The sequence below is a fragment of the Mycobacterium sp. genome (genome assembly GCF_032162105.1).
In the GTDB taxonomy this organism is placed as follows: Bacteria; Actinomycetota; Actinomycetes; order Mycobacteriales; family Mycobacteriaceae; genus Mycobacterium.
The window spans coordinates 1-10,741 of the sequence record NZ_JAVRPS010000157.1; the positions used below are offsets into that span (position 1 = coordinate 1).

Consider the following 10,741-nt stretch of genomic DNA (forward strand, 5'->3'; position numbering starts at 1 on the left):
TTCCTTGCCACGGCGCGCGTCCTTGACGGCCTTTTGATGCTTGGTGGTGGCCCACTTTGAATGGCCGCTCATGCAGGTGCTACTCGCTTTCCTCCGACTACAAGGTCAACCATCGAGTCTACGTGGAGGTTCACGGCGAACGGCACCGCATCGGGGGCTACTCGACCGGCCCGATGTCTCCCTCGATGTAGTGCTGCAGGTTCGGTGCGACGGCCGCGACGATCTCGTCCTCGCTCATCGACGCGACCGGTTCGATCTTCCAGACGAAGCGCATCATCGCCAGGCCAATGATCTGCGACGAGATCAGGCCGCTGCGCGCCAGGCGATCGTGATCGTCGACGCCGAGCTGAGCGAGTCCCATCAGGCTTCCCTCGACGATTGCACGCAGTTTCTCGCGCGTCGAGGGCTCGTGCGCCGCGGTCAGGATGACCGACCGCAAAACGGGACCGATCTCCTCGTCGGTCCAGGCACCAAGCATCAGCCGCAACAACGCGGTGCCCAGCTCGGGGACCGGCGTCGTCCACGTCTTCGCCACGCTCTCCAGCCACCTGAGCGGGGGCGTCGTCGCGGCGTCGAGCAGCGCCTCCTTCGACGCGAAGTAGTGGTAGACGAGGGCGGGATCGACCTCGGCCGTCCTGGCGATCGCGCGAATCGTCGTACCGGCCCAGCCGTTTTCGGCGAATTCCTCACGCGCGGCAGCCAGGATGCGCGCCGAGAGGACGCCCCGTTCGTCGCGCGGCCCTGGGGTGGATGACCGCTTCACCATGAATTGACTCCTACGAAGATCACCTCTTGCGCCGACGGTAATTTCAACATACCGTGAGACTTGTCTCAACACAACGTGAAAATGAGGAGCCGCGCATGAGCAGCATCCCGACTACCCCCGAAGCCGTCGTCGTCGGCGCCGGACCGGTCGGCCTCGTCGCCGCTTGCGAACTGGCGCACCGCGGCATTCGCGTTCGCGTCATCGACAAGCTGGCCGAGCCCACCACCGAGTCCCGCGCCATCGCGATCCACTCGCGCAGCCTCGACATGTTCGATCGCATGGGCATCATCGACCGCCTCGTCGCCACCGGCGTGAAGTCGACGGGGATGAAGATGTACAGCAACGGCGAGGAACTCTTCCACGTCGAGTTCGACGGCGTGGATAGCGCCTTCCCGTTTTCACTGCTCACCCCCCAGACCGAAACCGAGCGAGTACTGCTCGAGCGGCTGACGTCACTCGGCGTCGTCGTCGATCGAGGCGCGGAGCTCACCGACCTGACGCAGGACGACGATGGTGTGCGTCTGACCGTGCGCCATTCCGACGGCACTGCCGAAACGGTGGCGACTCCATGGGTGATCGGCGCGGACGGCAGCCACAGCGCGGTGCGCCACCTGGTCGGCACGAAGTTGAAGGGCTCGTTCAAGGGTGAGCGCTTCATTCTGGGTGACTGCGACGCCGACACCGACCTCGACCACGAGTCGATGTACACCATGTTCGCGCCAGAGGGCCCCGTGCTGGTGATGCCGATGCGCCACGGCCGCGCCAGGATCATGGCCGAGATCCACGACGCGCCCGGGACCGCGCTCAATCTTCAACCCACCCAGGACGATCTGCAACGCATCCTCGACGACCGGGTCGGCGGGATCACCATCACCAGAAGCCACTGGCTGACCTGCTTCGAGATCCATCACGGCCAGGTGCCTGCCTACCGCCACGGCCGGGTATTCCTAGCCGGCGACGCTGCTCACATTCACAGCCCGGCGGGCGGGCAGGGCATGAACACCGGCATGCAGGACGCGTTCAACCTGGTCTGGAAGCTCGTTGCGACGATCCGGGGCGACGGTGGCCAGGCCCTGCTCGACAGCTATCACGTGGAGCGCTACCCGGTCGCCGAGCGGGTGATCGGCTTCTCCAACACGCTGACGAAGGCGGCGACGTTGCGCGGCGGCGCCCGCGTGGTGCGCAACGCGATCATGAAGGTCGTGGGCAACATCCCGGCCGTCGGCGACAAACTCGCCACCATCGTCGAGGAGATCGGCATCGGCTACCAGGGCAGTCCAGCGGTGCTCGACAGGCGGCCGCGGCATGCGGACGTCGTCGCCGGCCAGCATCTCCCCCATCCCGCCGACCCCGGACTGCAGAAGCAACTCGGCCGGGTCTGCTCGGCCGAGCACGCGGGTCACACGGTGCTCACCGTCGCGGCGCCGGACGGCCAGGCACCCGCCGCGGGACCGGCCGGACAGGTGCAGGTCCTCATCAAGTCCGACGACACCCCGGTCGGTGGATACGACGCCGTCATCGTCGATCCGGACGGTCTCGTCGCCAAGCGGTACGGATTGCGGTCCGGTGGTCGCGTCGTGGTGCGGCCCGACGGTTACATCGGTGCTGTGACCGCACTGGACGACCCGGCCGGTGTCGCCGACTACTTCGCCCTGATTGCGCGCTAATTAGCGATCTCGGCGCGCTAACGTTCACTCACCGAGTGTTTCCGCGCCGAAATCGCTACAGGGAGGCGACGAACAACCGGTGCACCCGGCGGTCGCCGGTCATCTCGGGATGAAACGACGTCGCCAACATCGGACCCTGCCGCACCGCGACGGGATGCCCCGCCGCCTCGGCGAGGATCTCGACGTCCGGGCCCACTCGCTCGACCCATGGCGCACGGATGAAGACCGCATGCACGGGTCCGTCCAGCCCCTGGAAGTGAATGTCGCCTTCGAACGAGTCGACCTGTCGCCCGAAGGCGTTGCGGCGCACGGTCATATCGATCGCGCCCAGCGGCACGGCCTCCCGCCCCGCCACGCCGGCGTCGGTGATCGAGGTGGCCAGCAGGATCATGCCCGCGCACGAGCCATAGGCCGGCATGCCACCGGCCAGCCGCGCCCGCAACGGCTCGAACAAGCCGAATTCACGCAGCAGGTGACTCATCGTCGTCGACTCCCCGCCGGGAATCACCAGCGCGTCGACGGCATCCAATTCGGTCCTGCGGCGCACCGTCACCGCCTCGGCGCCCGCCTCGGTGAGGGCGGCCAGATGTTCTCGGGTATCACCTTGCAGCGCAAGGACTCCGACGCGGGGCGCGCTCACCCGCGGTTGGGCGTGAAGTCACGCTGGAAGCGCGTCAGCCCCTCCTGCATCACCGCCGCGACCATCTCGCCGTACTGGTTGAACAGCTTGCCCTGGGTCAGCGCACGCCCACCACACGCCGACGGCGAGGACTGGTCGTACAGCAGCCACTCGTCGGCGCGGAATGGCCGCATGAACCACATCGCGTGATCCAGCGACGCGATCATCAGATGCTGGCGCTCGTCGGGGTGATTGACCTGCGCCGAACCCAGCAGCGTCAGGTCGCTGAGGTAGGCCAGCGCGCAGATGTGCAGCACCGAGTCGTCGGGCAGCGGATCGGTGTGGCGGAACCACACCTGCTGCTGCGAAGCCTTGCCGGGCAACAGAGTCACCTGGTCACGCGGCACGATGCGCACGTCCCACTCCGCGAACTGGGCGAACCCGGCATCGTCGAACACCCCACCCGACCGGAAGCCGGGCAGATCGTCCGGCGGCGGCGCGGCAGGCATGGGGTCTTGGTGCTCGATGCCGCTCTGGTCGGTCTGAAACGATGCCGACATGCTGAAGATCGTCTCGCCGTGCTGCACGGCGTTCACCCGTCGGGTCGCGAACGAGCCGCCGTCGCGGAGCCGCTCGACCAGATAGACCGTGGGCGCCCTGGCGTCGCCGGGCCGCAGGAAGTAGCCGTGCAGCGAGTGCACCTGGTAGCGCGGATCGACCGTGCGCACCGCCGACACCAGTGACTGGCCGGCGACGTGACCGCCGAAAGTGCGCTGCAGGAAGCCCGATTCGGGGCTGAACACGCCACCGCGATAGATGTTGATCTCGAGCTGCTCGAGATCGAGGATCTTTTCGATCGACATGCGGTTACTGTGCCATCTGCGCTTCGCGCGAGCGGCGCACCCCTACCAGCCGCGTTCGGCGAGCCGATGCGGGGCCGCGATGTCCTCCACGTTGATGCCGACCATGGCCTCCCCCAGCCCGCGCGACACCTTGGCCAGCACGTCGGGGTCGTCGTAGAAGGTGGTGGCCTTGACGATGGCGGCGGCCCGCGCCGCCGGGTCACCGGACTTGAAGATGCCCGAACCGACGAACACGCCCTCGGCTCCGAGTTGCATCATCATCGCCGCGTCGGCAGGTGTGGCGATGCCGCCGGCGGTGAACATCGTCACCGGCAGCTTGCCCGCCCGCGCGACCTCGACGACCAGGTCGTAGGGTGCCTGCAGTTCCTTTGCAGCGACGAACAATTCGTCGTCCTTCAGCGAGCCGATCCGGCGGATCTCGCCGCCGATGGACCTCATGTGCGTGGTCGCGTTCGACACGTCACCGGTGCCCGCCTCGCCCTTGGAGCGGATCATCGCCGCCCCCTCGGCGATGCGGCGAAGCGCCTCGCCGAGATTGGTCGCACCGCATACGAACGGCACGGTGAACTTCCACTTGTCGATGTGGTTGGCGTAGTCGGCCGGAGTGAGCACTTCGGACTCGTCGACGTAGTCGACCCCGAGGCTCTGCAGGATCTGCGCCTCGACGAAGTGACCGATGCGGGCCTTGGCCATCACGGGGATGGTGACCGCGGAGATGATGCCCTCGATCATGTCGGGGTCACTCATCCGCGACACACCACCCTGCGCGCGAATGTCGGCGGGCACGCGCTCGAGCGCCATGACGGCGACGGCGCCTGCGGCCTCGGCGATGCGGGCCTGCTCGGGCGTGACGACGTCCATGATGACGCCACCCTTGAGCATCTCGGCCATGCCGCGCTTCACGCGGACGGTGCCTGTCTGCGAGATGTCGGCAGCGCCGATTCCCCGGTCGCTGCGCTCCTGCCCTCCGGATTCCACGGCTATCTCCTCCAAATCAGTACTGAACCAGTCTAATGGCGTGGCCAAATCGATTAGATCCGCAGCTCACCGAATCGATTGCAACTCTCGCGTCGGCCCGCCCGCGGCCATCAGGCTGGCCTCTTCGAGCAGTTCGGCCAACTGCAGGGGGTAGACCGTTTCACCACGGGCCGCCAGCTCAACGATACTGGCCTGGTCACACCATCGGTGCCCGTGGATGGCGCGGCGTTCCAAGTCGGTGTGGCCGCTGGTCGACGGCTCGAACCGCGACGTGCGGTAGACGAAGAACATCTCCTCGCTGCGGATCACCGAGCCGTTGAATTCGAACACCGCCTCTCGCCGCCACACCGGACCGATCAGGTCGGCGGGGCTGACGCGCAGCCCGGTCTCCTCGGCGATCTCGCGTACCGCGGCGTCGGGGAGCGCCTCCCCCGGTTCCACGGCGCCGCCCACCGTGAACCACCAGCGTGGCGCGACGCCTGCCTCGCTGGCCGGATCGGAACCACAGAACAGCAGCACGCAGCCCAGTTCGTCGAGCAGCACGACACGGGCCGACGTGCGCGGGTTCACCGGCCCGACGGAGCGCCGGGAGGATCGCTCGGCAATCTCGAAATAGGTTGGCAACGCCGCGGTTCCACCGAGGTGAAGCCATCGCACCAGCGGCCGCTCACGCAGCGAAAGGGTGTCGCGGACGGCGTCGTTGTGGAACCGTCGGGCCAGCATCACGCGCGCCTCGGCATCGGCCATCTCGGCCACCAACGCCACCGGCAACGACGCGGGATCCACCAGTGCGAGCGCCCCGGACAGTTCGTTCTCGGCGGCCTCCCGCCCGGACCGCGGCGCCCGCTCGGCGGCGTCGGCCAGCGCGGCCAACCGCTGGCCTGCGGCGGCCCCGCCGTAGGCGTCGGTCGCCACTGCCCTGGCCACCACGGCGCGCCGCGCCAGCAGGCCGTCGAGCGCCAGCCACGACAGGTCGTACCGGACGTGCAGACGGTCCAGCCGGTTCGCGGTCTGAAAGGCCCAGACGCCGCCGACGAGCAGCACCATGGCCAGGAGGCCGAGCACGATCACCGCGAGCCAGGTCATCAACTAGCACCCCGAGTCGCTTCGCTCTCCCCCGCAACCGGGGGGACCCCCAGCGCCCTCACGACGCCACCTGGACCTTCGCCCCTGCGCCAGCCACCGTCTCGTAGACGCGAAGGATCTGTCGGGCCACCACCGACCAGTCATAACGGCGCACGGCCTTGGCCGCGGCCTCGACGTAGCGCTCGCGGACCACGTCGTTCGACAGCATCTCGATCAACGCCGAGGCGAGCGCCGCCGAATCGTCGACGGGCACCAATCTGCCGGCGGCACCGTCCTCGAGCACCCGGCGGAACGCATCGAGGTCGCTGGCCACCACCGCGGTGCCTGCGGCCATGGCCTCGACCAGCACGATGCCGAAGCTCTCGCCGCCGGTGTTCGGGGCGCAGTACACGTCGGCGCTGCGCATCGCCGACGCCTTCTCGGCGTCGTCGACCAGCCCGAGGAAGCGCAGATGCCCGGCGAGTGCACCGGCCTCCTCCGTCAGCTCCTCCTCGTCGCCGCGCCCGACCACGAGCACCTCGACGTCGGGAAGGGCCTCGACCAATGCGGGCAGCGCGCCGAGCAGGACGGACATCCCCTTGCGCGGTTCGTCGAAGCGGCCGAGGAACAGCACGGTCCTGCCGGGCCGCGGGTAGCCGTCGAGCTTCGGCGCCGTCGCGAACGAGGCCACGTCCACGCCGTTGGGGATCTCGACGGCGTCGGAGCCCAGCGCCTCCATCTGCCAGCGCCTGGCCAGGTCGGACACCGCGATGCGACCGACGATCTTCTCGTGCCAGGGACGCAGGATGCCCTGAAAGACGCTGAGCGTCAACGACTTCGTGGTCGACGTGTGGAACGTCGCGACGATCGGTCCCTCGGCGATCATCAACGCCAGCATCGACAGGCTCGGCGCGTTGGGCTCGTGCAGGTGTAGCACGTCGAAGTCGCCGTCGACCAGCCACTTCTTCACCTTGCGGTGGGTGGCCGGGCCGAATCGCAGCCGCGCGACCGACCCGTTGTACGGAATCGGGACGGCCTTGCCGCCGGAGACGACGTAGTCCGGCAGCGAGGTGTCGGGCGACGTCGGGGCGAGCACGCTGACCTCGTGTCCGTAGCCCCGCATCACCTCGGCAAGCTGCAGCACGTGCGCCTGGACGCCGCCGGGTACGTCGAATGAGTACGGGCAGACCATCCCGATGCGCATCAGGACGCCCCGCCGGAATCATTCCCCGAGTCGCTTCGCTCTCCCCCGCAAGCGGGGGGACCCCCAGCGCCGGCGTTCCCCGCCAGCCGTGCCCGGCGTTCGTCGGACAGGTCGGCGATCCACTGCGGCTGCAGCATGTGCCAGTCGGCGGGATGGGCGGCGATGTTGGCGGCGAACCGATCGGCCAGCGCCTGCGTGATCACGTCGACGTCACCCGACGAGGTGTCCAGCGGCGGATGGATGGTGGTCACCGTCACGTCGGGCTCAAACCACGGATGCGCAGGAAGCAACGCGGCACCGGTCGCCAGCGCCAGCTTGGCGGGCCCCGCGGGTAGTCGGGTGGGCTCGCCGAAGAAATCGACCTGCACTCCCGACCGGGTCAGGTCGCGATCGGACATCAGGCAGACCAGGCCGTTGTTGCGGAGCCGGTCGGCCAGGATCTCGAACGGCGGCCGCGCCCCTCCGGTCAGCGGCAGCACCTCGAAACCCAGGCTCTCGCGGTAGTCGATGAACCGGTTGTACAACGATTCGGGCTTGAGCCGCTCGGCGACGGTGGCGAACGCGCCGTAGGTGTTGGTCAGCCACACCCCTGACATGTCCCAGTTACCACTGTGCGGAAGGGCCAGCACCGCACCCCGGCCCGCTTCCAGCGCGGCGGCGACGTTCTCGCTGCCCTGTACGGCCTCGTTCAGTCGGCGGGCCAGCACCTGGTGATCCATCGAGGGCAACCGGAATGCCTCCCGCCAGTATCGGGCGTAGGAGGCAAGCGAAGCACGAATCAGGCTGCCCGGCACCTCGGCGGGCGGCACCCCGATCACCCTGGCCAGGTTCTTGCGCAGTTGGTCCGGTCCGCCGCCGCGGGACGCGTACCACGCACCGGCCTCGAACGCGTTGCGTGCGGCGTACTCCGGCATGGCGCGCACCACCCGCCAGCCCGCACCATAGCCCAGATCGGCCAATTGACCGGACAGCGGAATCTTCAACCCGTGCACGCTCGACAGACCCGCCGACGGCGTGCTCACGCCTCGCTCGCTTCGTCTGTCGAATCGGCGGGCGGCTGGGCCGAATCGGCAGGCGGCTGGGCCGAATCGGCAGGCGGCCGGGGCGCCGCCGAGGTCTCCAAGGGCTCCATCGCACCCGGCGACGTGCGCACGGCGTGCACTCGCTGACCCAGCGTCACCAGGCTGGTCACGGCCAGCACCCACATCGCGACGTGCACCAACCACGGCACGTGCAGGAACGGCACTCCCGACAGGCCCGCCCCGATCAGCACGATGAGCAGCCGCTCGGGCCGTTCGATCATCCCGCCGCCGCCGTTGAGCCCGTTGGCCTCGGCGCGGGCCTTGATGTAGGAGACCACCTGTGAAGTGACCAGACAGATCATCGTCGCCACCACCAACGAGGTGCAGTGCATGCCGAACGCGGCCCACCACAGCAGGCCGCAGAAGATGGCGCCGTCGGCGATCCGGTCGCAGGTGGCGTCCAGCACCCCGCCGAACCTGGTGCCGAAACCGCGTTCGCGCGCCATCGCGCCGTCGAGCATGTCGGCAAGGACGAAGACGGCCACCGCGAAGGCGCCCCACCAGAGTTGCCCGATGGGGAACAACGTCAGCGCCGAGATGACCGTTCCTGCGGTGCCGATGATGGTGATGCTGTCCGGGGTGAGCCCGGTACGCAGCGCGGCCTTTGCCACCGGTCTGCTGAGCTTCGCGTAGGCGGCGCGGGTGAGCAGGTAGTAGTCGCTCACGGCAGCCTCACCCACGCGTTGGCCAGCAACTGGCGGGTGTCGCGGAGTAGCTGCGGAATGATCTTGGAACCGCCGATGATGGTGATGAAGTTCGCGTCGCCGCCCCAGCGCGGCACGACGTGCATGTGCAGATGCTCGGCGAGCGATCCCCCAGCCGACGTGCCGAGGTTGAGCCCGACGTTGAAGCCGTGCGGCCGGGACACCCCCTTCATCACACGAATCGCCTTCTGCGTGAACGCCATCAGCTCGGCGCTCTCCGCGACGGTGAGGTCCTCGAGCTCGGCCACCCGCCGGTAGGGCACCACCATCAGGTGCCCAGGGTTGTACGGGTAGAGGTTCAGCACTGCGTAGACGAGCTCGCCGCGCGCGACCACCAGTCCGTCCTCGTCCGACATGTTGGGGATGTCGGTGAACGGTTCGGACGACTTCGCCGAGCCGGTCTTGATCGCATCGGCGATGTAGGTCATCCGGTGCGGCGTCCACAGCCGCTGGAGGTGGTCGGCTTCGCCGACGCCGTGATCGACGATCTCGTGGCCGTCGGTCGATGTCACGTCATCGTCCGTCACGGGTGGGCGCCCACCTCGAGCAGTTCCGCCGTGGGAGCGGCGTTGTCGCGCCTCGCGATCCACTCCGCGATGGCCTCGACCGCGTCGTCGCGAGAGACCCCGTTGATCTGGGTCCGGTCGGCGAACCGGAAGCTGACCGCGCCGGCCTCCACGTCGCGGTCGCCCGCGAGCAGCATGAAGGGCACCTTCTGGTTGGTCTGGTTGACGATCTTCTTGGCCATCCGATCGTCACTGGTGTCGACCTCGGCCCGGATGCCTCGCGCCTTCAGTTGCGCGGCAACGCCTTCCAGATACTCCACGTGCGCGTCGGCGACCGGGATCCCCACCACTTGGACCGGCGACAGCCAGGCCGGGAACGCCCCCGCGTAGTGCTCGGTAAGGATGCCGAAGAACCGCTCGATGGAGCCGAACAGGGCGCGGTGGATCATCACCGGCCGTTGACGGGTGCCGTCGGCCGCGGTGTACTCCAACTCGAACCGCTCGGGAAAGTTGAAGTCCAGCTGGATCGTTGACATCTGCCAGCTGCGGCCAAGGGCGTCACGGGCCTGCACCGAGATCTTCGGGCCGTAGAACGCCGCGCCGCCCGGATCGGGCACCAATTCCAGCCCGGACTCGGCAGCAACCTCGGCGAGCGTGTTGGTGGCCTCTTCCCAGATCTCGTCGGACCCGACGAACTTCTTCGGGTCCTTCGTCGACAGTTCGAGGTAGAAGTCGTCGAGCCCGTAGTCACCCAGCAGGTCGATGATGAACCGCAACAACGACGTCAGCTCGTCGCGCATCTGATCGCGGGTGCAGAAGATGTGAGCGTCGTCCATCGTGAGGCCGCGCACCCGGGTCAGGCCGTGCACCACACCGGACTTCTCGTACCGGTACACCGCACCGAACTCGAAGGCGCGCAACGGAAGTTCGCGGTAGGACCGGCCGCGCGCCCGGAAGATCAGGCAGTGCATCGGGCAGTTCATCGGCTTGAGGTAGTAGTCCTGCCCGGGCTTGCGGACCGTGCCGTCCTCGTTGAACTCGGCGTCGATGTGCATCGGGGGGAACATGCCGTCGGCGTACCAGTCCAGGTGCCCCGAGGTGTGGAACAGCTGTGCCTTGGTGATGTGCGGGGTGTTGACGAACTCGTAGCCGGCCTCGATGTGCTTGCGCCGCGAGTAGTCCTCCAACTCTCGCCGGATGATGCCGCCCTTGGGGTGGAAGACCGGTAGGCCAGAACCGATTTCGTCGGGGAAGCTGAACAGGTCGAGTTCAGTGCCGAGCTTGCGG

12 protein-coding genes are annotated in these 10,741 nt (G+C 68.0%); 1 reads left to right on the forward strand and 11 read right to left on the reverse strand.

Annotated elements, in window-relative coordinates; all coding sequences use genetic code 11:
* On the reverse strand, positions 1-72 hold a 72-nt coding region (locus QOC69_RS07980), incomplete at its 3' end, for a hypothetical protein (RefSeq protein WP_526438135.1).
* 85 nt (positions 73-157) lie between these two features.
* Positions 158-766, reverse strand: coding sequence for a TetR/AcrR family transcriptional regulator (locus QOC69_RS07985; protein WP_526438117.1), 609 nt, complete (start codon positions 764-766; stop codon positions 158-160).
* Positions 767-861: 95 nt separating this feature from the next.
* Here QOC69_RS07985 and QOC69_RS07990 point away from each other — a divergent pair, with 95 nt between their 5' ends.
* Positions 862-2,433: an FAD-dependent monooxygenase gene (locus tag QOC69_RS07990; protein ID WP_526438119.1), complete on the forward strand. Its 1,572-nt coding sequence runs from the start codon at positions 862-864 to the stop codon at positions 2,431-2,433.
* 55 nt (positions 2,434-2,488) lie between these two features.
* Here QOC69_RS07990 and pdxT read toward each other — a convergent pair whose 3' ends face one another.
* The 9 genes from pdxT to thrS form a co-directional block, all read right to left on the reverse strand.
* Positions 2,489-3,073 carry a pyridoxal 5'-phosphate synthase glutaminase subunit PdxT gene (gene pdxT, locus QOC69_RS07995; protein WP_526438121.1) on the reverse strand — a complete coding sequence of 195 codons (585 nt, stop codon included), beginning with the start codon at positions 3,071-3,073 and terminating at the stop codon, positions 2,489-2,491.
* Positions 3,070-3,915, reverse strand: a complete 846-nt coding sequence (gene tesB, locus QOC69_RS08000; RefSeq protein WP_526438123.1) for an acyl-CoA thioesterase II — start codon at positions 3,913-3,915, stop codon at positions 3,070-3,072. The genes pdxT and tesB overlap by 4 nt, the downstream gene beginning before the upstream one ends.
* A gap of 42 nt (positions 3,916-3,957) precedes the next feature.
* Entirely contained in the window at positions 3,958-4,857 is a 900-nt protein-coding gene (gene pdxS, locus QOC69_RS08005; RefSeq protein ID WP_526438137.1) for a pyridoxal 5'-phosphate synthase lyase subunit PdxS, read from the reverse strand.
* Positions 4,858-4,959: 102 nt separating this feature from the next.
* On the reverse strand, positions 4,960-5,979 hold the full coding sequence (locus tag QOC69_RS08010) for an NUDIX hydrolase (RefSeq protein ID WP_526438125.1): 1,020 nt from the start codon (positions 5,977-5,979) through the stop codon (positions 4,960-4,962).
* Positions 5,980-6,037: 58 nt separating this feature from the next.
* Entirely contained in the window at positions 6,038-7,162 is a 1,125-nt protein-coding gene (locus QOC69_RS08015; protein ID WP_526438127.1) for a glycosyltransferase family 4 protein, read from the reverse strand.
* Complete coding sequence (locus tag QOC69_RS08020) at positions 7,162-8,154, reverse strand: phosphatidylinositol mannoside acyltransferase (protein ID WP_526438139.1); 993 nt, start codon at positions 8,152-8,154, stop codon at positions 7,162-7,164. The genes QOC69_RS08015 and QOC69_RS08020 overlap by 1 nt, the downstream gene beginning before the upstream one ends.
* Positions 8,155-8,180: 26 nt before the next feature.
* Entirely contained in the window at positions 8,181-8,909 is a 729-nt protein-coding gene (pgsA, locus tag QOC69_RS08025; RefSeq protein ID WP_526438129.1) for a phosphatidylinositol phosphate synthase, read from the reverse strand.
* Positions 8,906-9,475, reverse strand: coding sequence for an ATP adenylyltransferase (locus QOC69_RS08030; RefSeq protein WP_526438131.1), 570 nt, complete (start codon positions 9,473-9,475; stop codon positions 8,906-8,908). Before QOC69_RS08030 ends, pgsA begins: the two co-directional genes overlap by 4 nt.
* Positions 9,472-10,741: threonine--tRNA ligase (gene thrS / locus QOC69_RS08035; RefSeq protein ID WP_526438133.1), on the reverse strand; the 1,270-nt coding region annotated here is incomplete at its 5' end. The genes thrS and QOC69_RS08030, both read right to left, overlap by 4 nt.